Below are 18,216 nucleotides of genomic sequence, written 5' to 3' on the forward strand. Positions count from 1 at the left end.
AACCCGGTTAGAAGGTTATGACTGTTGCGCCCCTGTCTATGTAAGGGGCCAGCGGGACATGGTTGCTCATATCGCCGTTCAGCGGTAATCCTTCACTTTCCGCGATTTCCAGAGCGCCCATCATCTTCGAGCAGCCATAGCATACGGCCTTGATGAGCCCTTTGCTTTTCGCCTTGTTGTAGAGAGGAAAGAGAGGGTCGCTCTCCTGAGTTATCTCTTTAAGCAGAGATGGCGACTGCCCTTCGAGGACCACTGAAACGTCGAAACCTTTTGCGTGCATATCCAGCGCGTTCAGAAGGGCGTGGAGAAAACAGGGCTTTTTTCCTTCGAATGCAAGTATCAGGACTTCTTTAGCCATTCATACACCTCCTAACAGTTTGCTCAGTTTCATAGCGTGAGAAAGATCGCCCGATATCTTTATCCTGCCGCTCATGAAAGCCGAAAGCGGACTGATAGAACCTTCTAATACATCTCTGAAAGTTTCGATGTCGGTTTCTACAAGGCAATCGGATTTTTCACCGTTCAGGAGTATCTCCGCCCTGCCCGAGGCTATGACGACCGCGAACTCCTCCGGATCTCCGTCATTGATACGGAAGGAAAAACATCCCTCGATACCTTCCAGAGTTTCGGGATTCAAATTCCCGATTTTTTCTAACGCATCTTTTAGAGTCATAAACTCCTCCTCGTTTTTGCTGTCAGAAAAAGTCTATCATCTTGTCGTAGAATTGAGAGTGATATCTGTCGAGATTGGGGGATAAATATGAGGAGAAGCTTTTACCGTTACGCTGATTCTGTTTTGAGAGTCGCCGTTGAAAAGGATGAAGCGGTTATATACCAGACCGGTGCGGTTATAACCTCTCCTTTAGAGGAGCTTGAGAGCGGCAGGGCTAACGGTTTTATACCCGGGATAGATTTCAGTGCGACCGGCCGGCCGGGCTCGATCTCCATTGAGGAGTCCGCAGAGGGTTTCGTAATCGTGATGAAGCTACGGGAAGATCAGGGAGTCTTCGGGCTCGGTCAGGAGATCGGTCCCCTCAACAAAAGGGGAAGGATATACGAGATGTACAACACTGACGACCCCGACCATTCACCTTCTAAGACGCGCCTTTACTCGACCCTACCGGTCTTCTATCTCATATCTCCGGAAGGGTGCACGGGTTTCTTTCTCGATCACGCCGGTTACTCGAAATTCGATGTTGCCTTCGAAAAGAGAGACACGCTACTCATAAACGTGGAAGGGAAGGCCTTCGATCTTTACGGAATGTCCGGGACGCCCGGGGAGATTATAAAGAAAATCTTCGGGCTGACCGGAAAGCCGTTGTTCTTACCCGTATGGTCACTCGGCTTCCAGCAATCGAGATGGTCCTACCCCGACGAGGAGAGCGTGATGTACGTCGCCTCTAAGATGCGCGAAAAGGAGATCCCCTGCGATGTGATCTATCTCGATATAGACTACATGGACGATTACAAGGTCTTCACCTGGAACGGTGAACGCTTTCCCGATCCCCGTTCCGTGGTTAAGAGACTCAAAGAGATGGGCTTCAAGGTCGTAACGATAGTAGATCCGGGTGTCAAGGCCGCAGAAGGGTACAGGGTCTTTGAAGAAGGCAAGAGAGAAAACGTTTTCTGCAAAAAAGAAGACGGCCGGGACTTCAGGCCGGCGGTGTGGCCTGGCGAAGCGAGGCTTCCGGACTTTCTGAATTCGAAGGCGAGAAGATGGTGGGGAGATCTGTACAGGGAGTTCGTGGAGCTTGGCATCTCCGGTTTCTGGAACGATATGAACGAGCCTTCGATCTTTTACACGGCCGAGTCTCTCGCCAATCTCTCGGAGATGATGAAGGGTCTCAAAAACGACGGCGGTATCGAGACGGATTTTCTCTTCGGAAAGGTGCTCTCTTTGAAAAAGTACTACGATCACGGTCGGGATTTTTACCAGGTTGACGATGCCGGCGTCAGACATCTCCATAGAGACGTCAGAAATGTTTACGGTTTCAACATGGCCAGAGCGGTTTTCGAAGGTCTGAAGAGGATCAGACCGGAACAGAGGGTCTTCAGCATAACGCGCTCCTCCTACGCAGGGATTCAGCGTTATGCGATCCTGTGGACCGGAGACAACGAGAGTCAGTGGGAACAGCTTTTGAGCGAAATAAAGATGGTTCAGTCGATATCTCTCGCCGGGGTTAGCTTCACCGGCTGTGATGTCGGAGGCTTCGGAGGAAATTGCCACGGCGAACTGCTGGCCAGATGGACACAGTTTGGCGCTTTCCTGCCTTTCTTCAGAAACCACAGCGCCATGGGCACCAGGCCGCAGGAACCATGGGCCTTCGACGATGAGATCGAAAGGATAGTCAAAAAGACCGTGGAGCTCAGATATTCACTCCTCCCCTATATCTACTCCGTTCTCAGGGATTCGAGCGAGGGAAATTCTCTGATGATCAGGCCTCTGGTCATGATCTGGCCGGAAGATAGAGACACATACCAGGCCGACGATCAGTACATGTTCGGTCCTTCGCTAATGGTCGCTCCCGTATATACCCTAAACGCACGAGGGCGACACGTTTACCTCCCCGGCTGCGACTGGCTGGACCTCAACAGTGGAGAGATCGTCCGGAAGGGTCATCATTGGGCCGAGGCTCCACTGGACACGGTCCCTCTCTATTTGAAGGAAGACTCCCTCTTAGTCTCCACAGAACCTTCTCAGTATCTGGAAAGCGCTGTTTGGAGCCTAATCGAGGTAAAAGGTTTCGTCAGGAACCGGACCGTCTTCGATCTGTACGAGGACGATGGCACGAGCGAGGCTTACACCCGTGGCAAGTATTCGCTGAAGAGGATCACGGTGGAAAAGCTGGACGACGGGATCCTCGTGGATATCTCCCCACAGGAGGGCGAGCTGAAACTCCCGGCGAGGAAAGTATCTATCGAGATAACAGATGGAGACAAGAACTACAGGACAACTCTGATCGATTCTAGCGGGGGCGTGAGGATATCAATAAAGTAGCTCGAAATCGAAGTAAGGCAGCAATCTGTCACCTTCCAGCATCAGGCCGGCCTTCACCTCGAACGGGTATGCCGCATAGAGAAAAACGGTTTCTATCTTATAAAGGACAAGACGCCACGACAGTTTCGAACCCAGGAGAATATCTATCCTACCACCGAGTCCCTCTTTCGAGAGGTGTACGAGGTTGAAGAAGTTGAGGTTTCTCCTGGAGAATATGTAGTCTGAGCTCACGGAGAGACCGACAACGATGCCGGAATCGTTTTCGAAGCCCCAGAGCTTCACCGGAATCACGGAAGAGTTTTTGCCCAACGTGACTCTGGAGAATATCTGCGAGCTCAATTCGAAATTGCTTCTCGTCCATTCCAGATTTACGTTTATGCTTGCATCGGCTACGTTAACCGAGGTTGTCTGAGTGTCTCTCAAGGTGAAGGAGGTCTTTAAATAGGCCTGACCTCCGTAAAGGGGCGAGGCATCCTCTAGCATGACGTTCAAAGAACCGTAGAGCTTCAGCGGGTATTCCAGCCCAACCTTCCAGCCGAAAGAGAGCTTCGGGGTGAGAGGGTACTGCCTGTATATATCCAGATACGCCTCGGGTTTCAACCCGGTCAGCTTCGCCTTTCCCACGAAATCGACGGCCAAATAGTTGCTGCTCGACAGCTGAAGGTGCAGTCCCGGTTCCAGTGTTTGGAAGTTCAAGGAACCACCGGCGATTAAATGGTTGTTGAAGGTCGGGTCGGAGAAGAGCAGAGATACACCTTCAAAGGGAATTACCGAGATGAAACGCCAGCTGTTGAAACCGTCGTACCGTTTCCCTGCCTCAATGGACCGTATTTCTTCTATTTCCAGAGTGCCTTGAGGGGCCGATCTCGCCTCCGACAAAGTCACATCGCTTTTCAAGAGTTTCAAGCCATTAAGCTGACCGGCCGCGATCACGGTGTTTCTAACTCTCACGGGATCTCTGACGTACCTGGAAAAACTGGCCTGGCCTTCCATGGTTCCACCAGATCTGAAGAGGAAAACGTCACTGGCGAGTTCCCTCTGAACAGAGATTAGAAAACCGTCGGAGAAACAGCTTCCTATCTCAAAATCACTCTCGAATTCGTAAAAACTCAGTTCATTCTCTCTGAAAAGATAGAGAGCCAGGTACTTTCTCCCCTCGAAATTTACCCTGAAAGCTATCTGTGTTCCGTCTGTGGTTGCCCTCACCGTACTTATCTGAACACGACTATCTGGCGCAACGAAGATATCCGAGGTTCTGTCGTTTCTCAGCGACAGTGTCTGTACCTTCAGGACCCCCTTCTCGTTTTTCAATACGGCCAGACGTTCTTTGCCGAGAAATTCGAGACTAAGTATGCCCGAATGTTTTGTCCTGGTCAGCTTGCCGTCTTTGAAAATGTACAGTCTGGCCTCCGATCCGTTTTGCTTTTCGAGCAGGACGATGGCGACTTCATTTTCGAAGACGGAGTAGTCCAGTATCTCCATGGTGGTACTCAGAAGCTCCACACCGTTGCCATTGAGGGAGAAGTAGCCCCTGTCCTTGTCGTGGACGACGTAATACAGTTTACCGCCGCAGGATTTGGGAGAGTACTCTTGAAGCGTCTGTGAATTCTCCGTAGGGCTGTTGTAAAGAGATACAGGTCCGTCCAGATCTAACGTCTCCCTTCCATGGGCTATAAAATCCTCTTTCAGTTGTGGGTAGCTCCTGCCGAAAACGATCGAAAAAGCCGGTTCGATCCCTGCCAGACCGAGAATCCCCGATTTCAGATTGGAAAACTCCCGGAGCTTTTCCTCGCCGTATCGATCGGCAAGATACATAAGAAAGGCGAATCCGAAGTTATAGTAGGCCTCCCCACCGACCGGGCCGTATCCGGCGACGATGGTCTCCTCGGAAAAGGGCGTCTCAAGCACTAATTGATCTTTGAGGAAAGAGACTCTCCGGTAGTCGTAACTGTCGGCCCGCAGGAGATGGCTACCGAATTGGGCGAAGCCTTCGGAAAGCCACATCGGCTGTAGCACACCGGGAAGATAGGCTCCGGACAAGTATTTTCTGATCAGAGAGCCGAAAATTCCGTTCGAACTCAACTGAAAAATATGGCTCAATTCGTGGCTTATAACCGTTCTTAGCCAGTATTTGTCCTCTCTGTGAACATAGTTCAGACCGATCGTGATGGAATTGACCGAATCGATGAGGGGATTGGCCAGACCGTTGGGATCGTCATCGTAACCCCACAGAACGATGGCAATCTTCCTAGAGAGATAGTTTCCGAAGAACCGACTGAGTAGAGTGTAACTCTCCTCGGCTATCTCTTCGACCAATGGAACGCTCTCTTCTATCTCGGGGTGGTAGATGTAAATGAAATGTTCTGACTCGTATTGGTACCAGTCAAAATCCCTGAAGGTATATCCGAAAGAAATCACGGTAAAAAGCAGGAAAAAGGATAGGAAAAACTTTCCGGACAATTGTAAAGCACCACCCTCTGGAATATATGAATCTGTACTACTATTATAGACTATGATGTCTATCTGAAGTGCCTGAAAGGTTATTCGCACAATAAAATCCCTTGAGGTGTTCCAATGACGGAAAATTCTGGAAGTAAAAATGCGGCTTACTTCGCGGGTATCGGTTCTTCGGTGATCTTTGGTCTCTCCTTTCTTTTCACCAAGAGCGCGCTCGATTATACCAATCCCGTGTATTTTCTCTCCTACAGGTTCTTCGTAGCCTTCATCACGATCAGCTTTCTGAGAGTGTTTGGAGCGATACGCGTAAGACCCTACCGGAAGGTTTTCAAAGAGCTTTTCTTCCTGGGACTGGTCCAGCCAGTCATGTATTTCATTCTCGAAAACGCCGGCGTCTCTCTGTCAACCTCATCGGAAGCCGGGATACTTCTATCGACTATCCCGATCTTCGTGATGATACTTGCCAGGATATTCCTCAAAGAGAAGATCGCGCTTCCGAGAGTCCTCTCGATACTCACCGCTCTGGCCGGAATACTTCTGATAACCGCCGGGAAGGGTCTTTCGTCGGGCGGAACGATCCTGGGACCAGTGCTTCTTCTGGGGAGCACCCTTACTGCGGCCATGTACAACATCCTATCCAGAAAGGCTTCCACAAAGTTCACCCCCTGGGAGATAACCTATCACATGATGACTACGGGTTTTTCGACCTTCTTCACCATGGCGTTTGTCCTTTCCATTATCAGAGGAGAGCCGTTAGAGTATCTATCTCAATTCTTCGTGCCGTCGGTTTTCAACGCGGCCCTATATCTTGGGACACTCTCATCGGTTGGAGCCTTTTTCCTGATAAACCTCATGCTTTCAAGGCTGGAGGCGTCAAGGGCTACGGTTTTTGCATATCTATCCACAGTGGTATCTCTACTTGCCGGTATAATTGTGAGGGGCGAGAGGTTTCTAACGGTACAGATTTTTGGAGTGGTCCTGATACTGTTCGGTGTATGGGGAGCCAACGCCCTAAGCAGGAAGAGATTGGAGGGGATGAAATGAAGGCAAAGATTTCTCTGATTTTCTTTATGATACTTGTAGCCGGGTTTCTCTACGCCGTGCAGTTCTTCGTGAATCACGATTCTACCCCTTTACTGAGCGTGGTGGAAACGGGAGAGGTAAGGTCGATGGAGCCGCTGGAGAACAACTGGTGGTGGGTGGAAATCCAGCTACAACCGGGAGTTTACCATTACTTCTTCGAGTCTGGCGGGGAAAGGTTCACCGACCCGGGCAACTCCCGCACCGCGATGGTCGACGGGCAGGAAGTATCCATAGTTACGGTCGGGGACGATTCCATCAGGCATATCATAAGCGACAGGGACTACTTCAACCCTGTAAACGAAGGTGAGATTTATCTGGCCGTTTCAACTCCATCGGATGGAGACTACCGTGTAGTGGCCGTCTCTGGAGGGGAGAGATTCGAGCTGATATACTCCAGAGACTTCGGGAATATCAGATTCTACCGGTCCCGGCCGCTCGCTCTCGAAGAGGTGAGTTATTACTTCGAAATCCACCGGGGTGAGGAAACCCTCTTTCTCGACGCGACCGGCCTGAAAAACTATCTGGAAAGACCTTTCGAATTTTCGCTCCAAGCGCTCCCGGTTAGTTTCTTCGACACGCCCGAATGGTCGAAGGGCGCGCTTTATTATCAGATCTTCCCCGAGAGGTTCGCCAATGGAAACCCCGGCAACGATCCCGAAAACGTTCAGCAATGGTACATAGATACGAAGACGGCCAATCTCGGCGGAGATGGTTTCTTCGGTGGCGACCTTCAGGGGATAATCGATCGCTTCGACCATCTTCTCGGGCTGGGTGTCGAGGCCATATATCTCAACCCCATCTTCGAGAGCCCTTCCAGTCACAAATACGATACGCAGGATTATATGCGAATAGACGACAACTTCGGGGACGACGAAATCTTCGAGGAACTCTCGTCGCTGGCCCACGATCACGGGATCAGGCTGATACTCGACGGAGTCTTCAACCATACCGGCTACGATTTCTTCGCCTTCAAAGATCTCAGGGAAAGCGGCGAGAGCTCTCCCTACAAAGACTGGTACTTCGTAAAAAGCTTTCCCATAAGGAAGGTAAGGGATAGAGCGCTGTCGTACGTGGGATGGAACGGCTACGCCTACATGCCGAAAGTCAACTCTCTCAACCCTCAGTGGCAGGACTACATAAAAAGACTGGTCGAGAAGTACGACATCGACGGAGTAGGCGGCTGGCGACTGGATGTCGCGACCGAAGTGGCTCCGGAATTCTGGAGCGATTTCTTCAGGCCTTTGGTCAAGAGCCTCGACGAAGAGATGATACTTGTCGCCGAATTCTGGGGAGACGCGAAGTCTCTCCTTCGGGGAAAGAGCTTCGACTCGGCCATGAATTATCCCTTCAAGGATGCCGTCGTGGAGTACGTATTCAGGGCTGGCAACTCGGCTGGCAGATTCGTGGCCATGACCAATTTCTATCTGAACGCTTACCCGCCGCAGACGCTCCACTCCCTCTGGAATATACTCGACAGTCACGATACGGAAAGGATAATGACGCTGGCCTTCAATCAGAGAGATCTCATGAAGATCGCCGTAGCCATTCAGATGACTTTCATCGGGAGCCCGGTGATATATTACGGCGACGAGGTAGGCATGAAGGGCGGAAAGGACCCCGAGAACAGGGCTCCCATGATCTGGGACGACCAAAGGTGGGACATGGAGATCTACAATTTTTACAGAAAGCTTATAGAGATCAGAAAGACTCATACGGCTCTGAAAACCGGCGATTACTCGGTGCTGGCAAGCGAGGGGCCGGTGCTCGGTTACATCAGATCCCTCGGGGAGGATAGGGTGATCGTCCTGACCAACCCTTCGAGGGAACGGGCGACTTTCACCGTGTCCCTCGAGGGAAGATATGTAGAAAACCTCACCGGCCGGGAGTTCGATTTCAAGCCCGGAGCTTTCGAGATACCCCCCACAACTGTCTGGATACTTACGCCGGCCGGCGAACGATAATCGGAAGCACCTTTATTCAAAGCAGGTAGAGAAGGCTCGGACTCTCTCACTCTTTTTCCGTGTAGTAGTTGAACTGTCTGCCGTCCTCCCTGATCTCGACGATTTTCTCGAGTTCTCGGGCCCTGGTCTCGACCCTCTCCAGCCAGATCTTTCTGGGGAGAAGATCGGCCTCGGTCACTGAAGGGGTTACTCCGGACCATTCCCTGTAATAATCCTTGATCTTTATTCCGTGTCTGGGTGTATCGGTAAGGTTGACGAAGGCCGTTACGTTGTACTTTCTTGCGGCCTTAGTACAGGCCGCAAAGACTCCGTTCATACCGTCGAGAAAGACCCTGGGCTTGCCCCCGGTAAGCTCGAGCGCTTCCTTCAACAAAGAAATTCCCTCCCGGCTCACCAGTGACATATCGTCGCTGGTTAGAATCATGCCGTCAAGTAGGCCGACCGAAAGCGCGAAGGTCCTTTTCTCGTCGGTGGTCAGTTCGCAATCGCGGAGTATTATGGTGTCGGGATCGTTCAGCCAGAGCCTTCTGTGCATGAAGGAACGTGTGAAGGCGTTCCTGATCGAGAGTTTCGCGCTCGGGATACCAATATCCATCACATCGGCCCTCCAGGATGGCGCGGTATCGGCTCCGATACGCATACCATCGACGAATCCGACCGAAGGCAGCAGGGGCGCACCGCAACCGAGTATAAAACAGTCGCTTCCGAGCGCCTCTCTTATTATCTTCAGGCCGGTTCTATAAGCCTGCACAGGTGTGCGTGAAGGGTCAAGCCTTTCGCCCGGGATTGCCCCGGCGAACAGGAAATCGATCTTTATATAATCGAACCCGGCCTCCCTCAAGCGTCTCATGGTCTTATAAAGATGTTCGGCGGCTTCGGGGTGGGTGACATCCAACGCGTAGATATTCTTCTGCCAGTTTCTGTAAGCCAGCTTAGGCTTTCCGTCCAGTCCACGGACCAGCCAATCTTTATGGTTGGAAAAGATTTCCGAAGTCTCCGAAACGCTGAAGGGCGCCAGCCAGAGGCCGGCGGTGAAACCGCCCTCCTTTATCATGGAGGCGATCTCGTCGAGCGAGGGGAATTTTTCGTTAGTTTCGAGCCAGTCTCCGATATCTTTCTGGTAGCCGTCGTCCAGTTGAACCAGGCAATAAGGTATAGCCTCTCTTTCTCTTATCTCTTTGAGGAGAGCGACATTTCTCTCGAGTTCTTTGAAGTCTATCTCCGTGAAGTAATTGTACCAGCTGCACCATCCGATACCGTTGAATTCCTTGAAGCTCACACCGTTGTATTCTTTTATCCTCTCCGCGTAGGCCTCCAGCATTTCCCAGAGGTATCTACCGTGAAGAATCAGCAGCTCCTCTATCTCTATTTCTTCACCTGCCCCGATCGCCTTGTTGAACAGCTCTATCCAGACATCTATATAGTATTCTTTGTCGTTCCAGGTGAAATAGGGATGAGTGATCGAGCAGGACAGGAAGCCGGCGACCAGCTCGTCGGTTGCGACGAAATAATCGCTGGGTCTCACATCGTTTCTTAGAAGCCCCGGTATGGGCGTCGCCGAAAAGAGGCTACTGCCGGTAGAGTCAGCGAACTGGACAAAGGGTTTCACCACCGGTTGTTCCCAGTACGCTTTGAAGGGGAACCACGACTGCCAGTTGTTGTAATATATCGGTTCGTTGACTTCTTCAATTGTCAGAAGCTTCATCGCACCGATCTTCACGCTCGAAGTTCCGGTATTTCTCAAAACAGTCTTAAGCGCTGTTTCGCCTGCTGATCCCGATAAAGAATAAGCTACCTCGATATCTCCGTGCTTGAGGGTGAACTCCGTTTTCTCACCGGGGAAAATACTTTCTATACCGGGAATTTTTATCTTTAACAACTCTCGATCCCTCCTTTCCGGCTTTAGTGATAATTATAGGCTAGAGTCATTTTCTGTTGAACTGTATCTACAGCCTCTGATAGTCCAAGAGACGCGGTTAAAGGCTCCGATCGAGACCAAGAAAGACAATCCTTTTCACAGTGACGATTATTTGACCTCTATCAGTTCTTCCTGTCGTGAAGAGTCTGATCGATCACTATCACCAGGGCCAGTATGAAGGCGGGCTCTTCACTTTCGGCCACATCGACACCGTAAGTGTCGCTCATAGAAAACCACCGTTTAGAGACCTCGGCCGCCAGTTTCCCGTCTTTGACTATGCTGAAATTGTGAGACCAGGGATCGCCTTCGATCTCGAAGTTACCGTAGATACTGCTTATCGTGAACTTAGGCCTCAAAAGGGTGAAAGTCTTTTTCACCGTTGCCGCTGCCCTTCCCGCGAAATACAGTGTGTACTCGGGCAGTAATCTCAGCAGTTTCTGTTCGATGAAGCAGAGCTCGTTGCCGTTCATATCTTCAAGCGAGAGCTTGTTCCCTATGGAAAAGACTCTCCCCCTCACGTAGAAATGTGGAACTCCCTTTTCATCTTCAATGGTGAAGTGATCGCTGATCGAAAAGATCCTCTCTCTGACCTTGTATATCATCGCACGCACTCCTTTATCGCCCATTTTATGTCCTCTATAAGGTCCTGTATGTCTTCTATTCCTGCCGATAGCCGGACCCCGCCGGGGGAGATGCCAACTTCAGCCAGTTCGGATTCTTTGAGGGAGGCGTGACTGGTAAGCGAGGGGACGGTAACGAGAGATTCAACACCGGCCAGACTGGTGGCTTCCTGGAAGATCGAGCAGCTTCTCATGAACCTCTTGGCCGTTTCTCTATCCCTCATCTCGAAATAAACGACCCCTCCAAACCCCGGGCAGTTCTCGTAACAGGCCGGAACATGGCCCAGGCCAGGATAGGAAACCCTTAGAACCTCCGGTTTATCCTTCAGGTAATTGGCGACGGCCAGAGCGTTTCTGTTGTGGATCTCCATCCTCGGGCCCAGAGTTTTCACGCCGCGGTTGACAAGAAAGGCATCGAAGGGGGCCCCATTTGTTCCGAACTGGACCATCTTTCTTCGCACCTTCGACTCTACCTCTGGATCCTTGAAACCGGCGAACCCGGCCACAACGTCGGAATGACCGTTGATATACTTGGTGAGGCTCTGAACGTCTATATCGGCCCCGAACTCAAGAGGCCTGAAATTGTAGGGAGAGAGGAAGGTATTGTCAACGACCAGAAGGGCGTCGCTCGATGAGATTTTGGCCTTCACGGCCTCGATGTCGGTGAGAATAAGGTTAGGATTCACCATCGACTCGACATAAACGATCTTGGTTCTTCCGTCGAGCAGACCCGTTATCGACCCGTAATCGGACTGATCGAACCTCCTCACTTCCACGCCCTCGTCCGGCAACTCCCTGAGCAGGTTCTGCGTACCGCCGTAAACATTTTTCGAAACGACGATGTTGTCACCGTGTTTTAGAAAAGAATGAAAGATCGTCGTGATGGCTCCCATACCAGAAGAGAAGAAGACGCCACCCGTACCCGCGAAGAGCGATGCCAGTTTGCGCTCCAGAACACCTATGGTAGGGTTTCCCACTCGGGTGTAAAATGTCTCGGATCTTTCGCTGGCGTACTTGGCATCGTCGGCCAGGAAGTTGGAAGTCTGAAAGATAGGCATGGTTACGGCATCCTTCACTTTCTCCTCTTCACCCCCGTGAATCGAACGCGTGTTGAATCCCTTCATCGTAAATCACTCCCCATCAGCAGTCCGCCTACGCCGACTATTTTTCTTTCTTTCGATGACAGCAATCCCGCTTCTACTATCGCGAGATCTTTTAGAGCCTCCAGCACGCTTCCGAGAACGTTTTTCTGACCGTTGAGTACGCGATAAAAGTCCCTGAATTCCTCAACGAAGCCGTCGGATTTGTTGACGAGAATCCTCTCCTTGCGATTGCCGGAAATCGTGAGCTCGGCCATATCTTTATCGATCGAGATCATCGCCTCATCGCCAACTATATCCAGCCGATTCCTGGCGACCGGAGAGCCGTAGAAGACCGAATAATCTCCAGTGACCCCGCTCTCCAGCCTGATGTTGAAAATGGCGGTGTCCTCCGCTCCAAGAAAATCGAAATTTCTCGCCGAAAAGCCGCTCACCTCAAGAACCTCTCCAAGCACCGCTCTCAGAGCCGCCATATCGTGCACACCACCATCGGAGATAAAACCGCCTATATGTTTGGGCGACTGGCGCCACCCGGTCTGGACGTACTTGTTGTCCCTCCCGAAAGCTACCCATTTCTGCCAGCTAAAAACGACAGGTCTTCCGATTTTTCCCTGCGATACCATCTTCGCGGCTTCTCTGTAAACGGGGATATGCCTGTAGTTTTCGGCTATATAGACCATCGCCTCTCTCGAAAGCGCGAGCATTTCGGTTGCTGCCGATATGTTCGGAGCGACGGGTTTTTCGCATATTACAGGCACTTTCGCCTCTACGGCTCTCTTTATCATGCCCGGGTTCAAAGATATCGGCACGGCCAATACCACGGCATCTATCTCCCCTGAGCCCAGCATATCGTCGTAACTTCGGAATATCCGTGGGTTGGTTCCGACGAGCCGGGCAAAATCCTCGGCCTTTTCCACGGTTCTGCTGTTAACGGCCGTTATTTCGTACAGCTCATCGAGTTTTCGCAGGGCAGGCAGGTGTAACTCCCTGGAGGCAATCCCCGCCCCTACAATTCCAAGTCTCACCTTAGTCATACTTACCTCCCGCACTCTGCTCTTAGATTTCCCGGATGCGCCGTTTCATTCCTCAAAAGGCTTATTCTCCTATCTCTCCCGCTCCGCGGGAGGGCCTGACCTCGTAAGCGTCCATCGCGATATTGAACTCTTTGAAGTATCTCTCCCTGACAACCTCGACAATCTTCTCCCGCTCGCTCTTTTCGCATAGAGCCAGGACGGAACCGCCGAACCCCCCTCCTATCATTCTGGCACCTGAGACACCGTTCAGATTTCTGAGAGTATCGACTATGAAATCGATCTCTTCGCATGAGACCTCGTAATCGTACGCGAGAGACTCGTGAGATTGAACCAGGAACCTGCCAAGGTTTTCGTAGTTCGAATTGGCGAGTGTCTTGACCACTTCGAGTACCCTCATGTTCTCGGAGACAACGTGCATGGCTCTCCTGTAATAAAGATCTTCCATTTTCGGTCTGGCGCTGAAAAGATCGACCATCGATACATCCCGGTAACTCTTCTTGCCGAGTATTTCCAGGGCCTTTCTGGCCTCCTCCCGGCGCGAGTTGTACCCGCCGCTCAGAAGTTCGTGATGCACCTTCGAATCGAATACAACCAACGAATAGGCCCCCAGCTCCAGCGGAAGGTACTCGTACTCCATGCTGACCGTATCCAGAAAGATCGCGCTGTCCTGCCTTCCCATAACGCTCGCGAATTGATCCATGATGCCACACTGGACGCCAACGAATTCATTCTCGGCTCTTTGCGATAACCTGTACCTTTCCTCATCGGTGAGAGAAAGACCGAAAACTTCGTTCAGGGCCGTTATAGTGGCGACTTCAAGGGCGGCCGAACTCGACAGTCCTGCCCCCTCGGGCACGGTCGATTCAATCTCGATCGAAAGCCCCCCGAACTCCACTTTCTTCACGCTTTTGAGAACATGGAAGATTCCTTTCACATAATCTCCCCAATTTCCTGCCGGTTCTATCTCTCCTTCTCCGAAAGTGATCGCTTCTCTACCGGCGGAGCTCAATTCGATACGCTCCCTCCCGGTCCTTTCTATGGACAGGGTGACGTACCTGTCGATCGCGGCCGGTAAAACATAACCATCGTTGTAATCGGTGTGTTCGCCTATGATGTTTATTCTTCCAGGGGCCCGGAAATAACGCTTCAAATCTTCACCTCCACCTTTCTCAGAAAATCTGCTATCTCTTCCGGTTCGGCGGGATTGACGAACGCCCAGGTGCCTGTCTCGACACTCGCCATCCATTTTAGTTTATCTTTTGCTCTTTTGGGCGGATAGAATTCTATGTGGAAATGGTAAGAATCGTCATAGGTCCGTCCTGTGTTCACCGGCGGATTGTACAGGGTCATCATATACGGAAACTCCTGGTTGTATATGGAGTCGTAGAGTCTCACGGTGTGCCTTATCGAGTAAGCCAGATCCCTTTTTTCCGACGCGATCAGATCGATCACCGAGGCAACGTGTCTCTTTGGATAGAGATGGACCTCGTAGGGAAATCTGGAAAAGTACGGAACGACCGCCATGAACCCGGCCGTTTCAAATATGGTGTTCCGGCCATAACTCTCATCCTTTAGGAGGTCGCAAACCAGACAGGAACGGTTTGCGAGATAGTAATCCGTGAAAGAGTTGGCCTTGAGCTCGAGACGTCTGGGAATGAACGGAAAAGAGTACAGCTGGCCGTGCGCATGCTGGATAGAAGCTCCCACTTCCTTACCCCTGTTCTCGAAAATGAAGATCGATTTGATATGTTGAAAGGAGGAGATTTCCAGATAACGTTCGCACCACATCTCCACGAGCTTTTCAAGTTGAGCGAGTTCCATGTTGGGGACAGATAAGCCGTGGGAGGAAGTGTACATTATCACCTCGCACTTTCCAGCGGGTAGCCCGTTCCTGAGAAGCCTCGAATCGGGCTGGAAAACATCTTCGATCAGCGGGGAGAGTGCCGGAAAGCGGTTGTCAAAAGTGGCAAGATCATATCCGCCATGGAACTCAAGCGAGTTTGGACAGACTGGACAGTTATCCACAGGTTGAGTAGGTCTTTCGTTGGTGGCGGAAGATACAATTACCCATTCCCCCACCAGAGGATTGAATCTGAGTTCCTGCATCTTAATCCCCCTTTTATTATTATGTCATTGACAGAATAACACCGCGGTCAAAAAAAATAAAGCGGACTTAACGTCCGCCCGGTTCAATTATCAAGGTAAAGGCCTATCAATGAGTTCCGAGAAGGCTGTCTATTTTGTTCTTGTCGAAACCCACTATCACATGGCTTCCTATGGTGATTACGGGAACACCCATCTGTCTACTCTTTCTGACCATCTCGTCTGCCTTTGCTTTATCCTTGCTCACATCGTAGTCTTTGAAGGGAATCCCATTGCTCTTGAAATAGTCTTTCGCTCTCTTGCACCAGGGACATGTGGGAGTAGAATAAACAACTACTTTCGCATCCATTTTCTCACCTCCATATACCCCACTAGGGTATCATTCATAGATATTATAAAATGATCTGGCTGGTCGTGTCAAGTGCTTACTATCAACTTATTTAGCTCAGATGAATTCAAAGAAATCAACTGGAATGGCTTTCATTCCTTCGGTTTAGTAAGAAGTAACTCGAGTCTCTGGAGTGTCCGTAAAAGCTCGAGCTGCCTTTCACTCAATCTCTTTCTGTCGGCCAGGAGAGTTTGTAGATGACCCAGAGCCACGAGCTTTTCGAGATCTTCATCCGAGAACTCCTGCTTGGCCAGAATCTCTTTCTCCGCATTCTTCCACTCCATATAGAACAACCGGCCCGAGGGAGTCCACCGTCCGAATATACTCTTTGGTATCATCAGCAGAAACCATCCGAGACACCAATCGGCGTACAGAACGATCGAAAGCACGAGCGTCTCGTCGGGGAAGGTCAGGTAAACCTGCCAGTTCGCGAAGAGGTATTTCAGTATCAGCGACCAGGTTATCAGGAAAAATATCGAGAAGACCGACATGACCGTAGAGCCGAGGTGCTCGTAAAACCTCCCCGAGCGTACAACCTTCATGGCGTGTTTCTGCCAGAAACCGTAATGCCTGTTAAAGGCTTCGATCCCCTCGCCTTTGTGTTCCTGGTCGGGTATCTCGACCTCATCCTTTCCATCGCTTCCGAGAGATTTGATCGCCTGTATTGCCCACTGCTGTTGAGTAGGCATGGTGTTGTTTTTGACGCTGGTCAGTATAGTCCTTCCCTGGAGCTTGATCTGGCCGCTGTTGTGCAATTCGAGTATCGTGGCGAGGAAACCGTCTCTGTCCACCTCCTGAAAGGGATTCTTCACGATTGCGTTCAGCAGGTAACCAGGGGCCGAGTCGATCCTATGGCCGATCTCAGTCTTTATCTGCGGCTCTATACCGAAGAGGATGAATGTGAAGAAAAGGACAAAGATAGGGACGGCAATTTGAAAGCCAATCAGACCGGAAAGAAAGGCCTGCTGAAACATGCTGGTCTCGTTTTCCTTTTCGATCGAGCTCCTGCTGATGGTAGTATTGATGGCCGTGGACATACTGTTTCCTATACTCCTTGGAAAGACCACCATTATCTCGGCCGAAGCGCTTGAAAGAACAGATTTCATGCTCAGCAATACCCTGTTGCCTTCTATGGTGATTTTTGCTTCCTTGTAAGGTTTAAGAAAGATGCTTTCGGTCGTGATCGTCCTGGCGATCTGTTCGGGTAATTCCAAAGAGAGCGAGATGTTTCTGGTCATAGCATCGGAATTTGGCTCCCAGAAGCGATAGCTGAGTACGGAGACGTCGCTGCCGTTTTCAACTACTCCTGAAAGTCTGTAGTTGGTGCTGGCGGTAAAACTTTCCACATCTTCGTTCACGAATATTCTCACATCGAAGCCGCCCGGCGAGGAGGATACTTCCCTGACTACGCCGGTCGTTTGATCGACCTGTACGTTGAAAGATTCGAGAACGGCCGGGTAGGAAAGGTGAAGCCTCTTAGAAGCAGTCCGGTTGTTTCTGGAAAGTTCGTACAGCGACGTTTCTGATACACTCAAAAATCCGTTTCTATCTAGAGTCGCCTTTATATCAACGGAGCTTATTTTGTAAGGGGCGTTTTCCCTCCAGTAACCGTTCCCCATCGCGACGAACATGAAGAAGCCGCTCACTATCATAAAAATGATGAAAAAATCCTTTCTCTGGAATCTCCTCTTCAATTTATCTCACCCTCTGCATTATACTCTTATATAGTTGTTCCAACTGAAACCCGGAGGTAGAGATGCTAAAAAGTAAAAAGCTGTTCGTTTCCGATATGGATGGAACCTTTTACCTGGGCGACAAGTTGCTGCCCGGTAGCTTAGATTTTGCCATAAAAGTACGTGACATGGGTGCCCGGCTCGTGTTTCTCACGAACAATTCCTCACGTACACCTGATGAATATATCAGAAAACTGACCAAAATGGGAGTGAACAGAGAGTTATTCGAAGTCTATACATCGGGCGAGGCTACCGTTCGATTCTTGATGGAAAAGTATCCGGGCAGACGCGTGTATCTCCTTTCAACTCCTTCGGTCAGAGAGATGTTTCACAGAGCCGGTATAAACCTGGTGGAAGAGGATCCTGAAGTGGTAGTTCTCACTTACGACACCACCATAGATTTCGGCAAGATCAGAAAAACGGCCCTTTTTCTCAGAAAGGGAGTCGCATACGTGGCCAGTCACCCCGACATAAATTGCCCGACAGAGGAAGGTCCCGTTCCAGATGTAGGAAGTTTTATAAGTCTCTTCGAGAGTTCGACCGGAAGAAAACCGGACTGGATAATCGGGAAGCCGAGCCCCACGATTCTCGAGATGCTTCTGGAGGACTATTCTCAGACCGCCGACGGGTGTGTCATAATCGGAGACCGCCTCTACACCGATATAGAATGCGGTTTGAGGGCCGGGGTAGATGCAATTCTGGTACTTTCCGGAGAAACTACGCCCGAAATGGTTTCTCCAGATCATCCTTACATTATTGCAAATGATGTGGGAGAGATTGCAAAACTGATTAGTCAGGAGTTTACTGTATAATTCTGATAG

At 50.6% G+C, this 18,216-nt stretch carries 15 protein-coding genes; 4 read left to right on the plus strand and 11 right to left on the minus strand.

The genetic code is table 11. The features are described from left to right. Positions 1-7: 7 nt before the first annotated feature. Complete coding sequence (locus tag MESINF_RS04960) at positions 8-358, minus strand: hypothetical protein (protein WP_169698807.1); 351 nt, start codon at positions 356-358, stop codon at positions 8-10. Continuing rightward, positions 359-673 carry an SCP2 sterol-binding domain-containing protein gene (locus MESINF_RS04965; RefSeq protein WP_169698808.1) on the minus strand — a complete coding sequence of 105 codons (315 nt, stop codon included), beginning with the start codon at positions 671-673 and terminating at the stop codon, positions 359-361. Between the two features lie 87 nt (positions 674-760). Here MESINF_RS04965 and MESINF_RS04970 point away from each other — a divergent pair, with 87 nt between their 5' ends. Then, a complete protein-coding gene (locus tag MESINF_RS04970) occupies positions 761-2,998 on the plus strand; it encodes a glycoside hydrolase family 31 protein (RefSeq protein WP_169698809.1) in 2,238 nt (745 codons plus the stop codon). Here the strand turns inward: MESINF_RS04970 and MESINF_RS04975 are convergent. Further along, a complete protein-coding gene (locus MESINF_RS04975) occupies positions 2,987-5,458 on the minus strand; it encodes a gluzincin family metallopeptidase (protein WP_169698810.1) in 2,472 nt (823 codons plus the stop codon). The two genes, MESINF_RS04970 and MESINF_RS04975, sit on opposite strands and share 12 nt — an antisense overlap. A gap of 114 nt (positions 5,459-5,572) precedes the next feature. On the opposite strand from MESINF_RS04975, the gene MESINF_RS04980 reads away from it, so the two are divergent. Continuing rightward, complete coding sequence (locus tag MESINF_RS04980) at positions 5,573-6,499, plus strand: DMT family transporter (protein ID WP_169698811.1); 927 nt, start codon at positions 5,573-5,575, stop codon at positions 6,497-6,499. After that, complete coding sequence (locus tag MESINF_RS04985; protein ID WP_169698812.1) at positions 6,496-8,499, plus strand: glycoside hydrolase family 13 protein; 2,004 nt, start codon at positions 6,496-6,498, stop codon at positions 8,497-8,499. Before MESINF_RS04980 ends, MESINF_RS04985 begins: the two co-directional genes overlap by 4 nt. A gap of 46 nt (positions 8,500-8,545) precedes the next feature. On the opposite strand, the gene MESINF_RS04990 is transcribed toward MESINF_RS04985, so the two are convergent. The 8 genes from MESINF_RS04990 to MESINF_RS05025 all read right to left on the minus strand — a co-directional run bounded on the left by MESINF_RS04990 (position 8,546) and on the right by MESINF_RS05025 (position 17,356). Beyond that, complete coding sequence (locus MESINF_RS04990) at positions 8,546-10,378, minus strand: glycoside hydrolase family 36 protein (RefSeq protein WP_169698813.1); 1,833 nt, start codon at positions 10,376-10,378, stop codon at positions 8,546-8,548. A gap of 161 nt (positions 10,379-10,539) precedes the next feature. Next, the gene (locus MESINF_RS04995; RefSeq protein WP_169698814.1) at positions 10,540-11,019 is read right to left on the minus strand and encodes an LURP-one-related/scramblase family protein; all 480 of its coding nucleotides are present in this window, start codon (positions 11,017-11,019) and stop codon (positions 10,540-10,542) included. Continuing rightward, entirely contained in the window at positions 11,016-12,161 is a 1,146-nt protein-coding gene (locus MESINF_RS05000) for a trans-sulfuration enzyme family protein (RefSeq protein WP_169698815.1), read from the minus strand. The genes MESINF_RS04995 and MESINF_RS05000 overlap by 4 nt, the downstream gene beginning before the upstream one ends. Further along, entirely contained in the window at positions 12,158-13,171 is a 1,014-nt protein-coding gene (locus MESINF_RS05005) for a Gfo/Idh/MocA family protein (protein WP_169698816.1), read from the minus strand. The genes MESINF_RS05000 and MESINF_RS05005 overlap by 4 nt, the downstream gene beginning before the upstream one ends. A 61-nt stretch (positions 13,172-13,232) precedes the next feature. Continuing rightward, positions 13,233-14,321: a galactokinase gene (galK, locus tag MESINF_RS05010; RefSeq protein ID WP_231936873.1), complete on the minus strand. Its 1,089-nt coding sequence runs from the start codon at positions 14,319-14,321 to the stop codon at positions 13,233-13,235. Continuing rightward, positions 14,318-15,277 carry a galactose-1-phosphate uridylyltransferase gene (gene galT, locus MESINF_RS05015; protein WP_169698818.1) on the minus strand — a complete coding sequence of 320 codons (960 nt, stop codon included), beginning with the start codon at positions 15,275-15,277 and terminating at the stop codon, positions 14,318-14,320. Before galT ends, galK begins: the two co-directional genes overlap by 4 nt. Positions 15,278-15,383: 106 nt before the next feature. Next, on the minus strand, positions 15,384-15,623 hold the full coding sequence (locus MESINF_RS05020) for a glutaredoxin family protein (RefSeq protein ID WP_169698819.1): 240 nt from the start codon (positions 15,621-15,623) through the stop codon (positions 15,384-15,386). 131 nt (positions 15,624-15,754) lie between these two features. Continuing rightward, positions 15,755-17,356: a DUF2207 family protein gene (locus MESINF_RS05025; RefSeq protein WP_169698820.1), complete on the minus strand. Its 1,602-nt coding sequence runs from the start codon at positions 17,354-17,356 to the stop codon at positions 15,755-15,757. Between the two features lie 62 nt (positions 17,357-17,418). Here MESINF_RS05025 and MESINF_RS05030 point away from each other — a divergent pair, with 62 nt between their 5' ends. Next, on the plus strand, positions 17,419-18,207 hold the full coding sequence (locus MESINF_RS05030) for an HAD-IIA family hydrolase (RefSeq protein WP_169698821.1): 789 nt from the start codon (positions 17,419-17,421) through the stop codon (positions 18,205-18,207). The last annotated feature ends 9 nt before the right edge of the window (positions 18,208-18,216 follow it).

Source organism: Mesotoga infera (genome assembly GCF_900157305.1).
GTDB classification, from domain to species: domain Bacteria; phylum Thermotogota; class Thermotogae; order Petrotogales; family Kosmotogaceae; genus Mesotoga; species Mesotoga infera.

Coding starts and splice junctions, on each gene's coding strand:
- MESINF_RS05020 (WP_169698819.1), bottom strand. CDS start 15,623: ATGGATGCGAAAGTAGTTGTTTATTCTACTCCCACATGTCCCTGGTGC.
- galT (WP_169698818.1), bottom strand. CDS start 15,277: ATGCAGGAACTCAGATTCAATCCTCTGGTGGGGGAATGGGTAATTGTA.
- MESINF_RS04970 (WP_169698809.1), top strand. CDS start 761: ATGAGGAGAAGCTTTTACCGTTACGCTGATTCTGTTTTGAGAGTCGCC.
- MESINF_RS04985 (WP_169698812.1), top strand. CDS start 6,496: ATGAAGGCAAAGATTTCTCTGATTTTCTTTATGATACTTGTAGCCGGG.
- MESINF_RS04960 (WP_169698807.1), bottom strand. CDS start 358: ATGGCTAAAGAAGTCCTGATACTTGCATTCGAAGGAAAAAAGCCCTGT.
- MESINF_RS05000 (WP_169698815.1), bottom strand. CDS start 12,161: ATGAAGGGATTCAACACGCGTTCGATTCACGGGGGTGAAGAGGAGAAA.
- MESINF_RS04995 (WP_169698814.1), bottom strand. CDS start 11,019: ATGATATACAAGGTCAGAGAGAGGATCTTTTCGATCAGCGATCACTTC.
- MESINF_RS05030 (WP_169698821.1), top strand. CDS start 17,419: ATGCTAAAAAGTAAAAAGCTGTTCGTTTCCGATATGGATGGAACCTTT.
- MESINF_RS04980 (WP_169698811.1), top strand. CDS start 5,573: ATGACGGAAAATTCTGGAAGTAAAAATGCGGCTTACTTCGCGGGTATC.
- MESINF_RS04965 (WP_169698808.1), bottom strand. CDS start 673: ATGACTCTAAAAGATGCGTTAGAAAAAATCGGGAATTTGAATCCCGAA.
- MESINF_RS05005 (WP_169698816.1), bottom strand. CDS start 13,171: ATGACTAAGGTGAGACTTGGAATTGTAGGGGCGGGGATTGCCTCCAGG.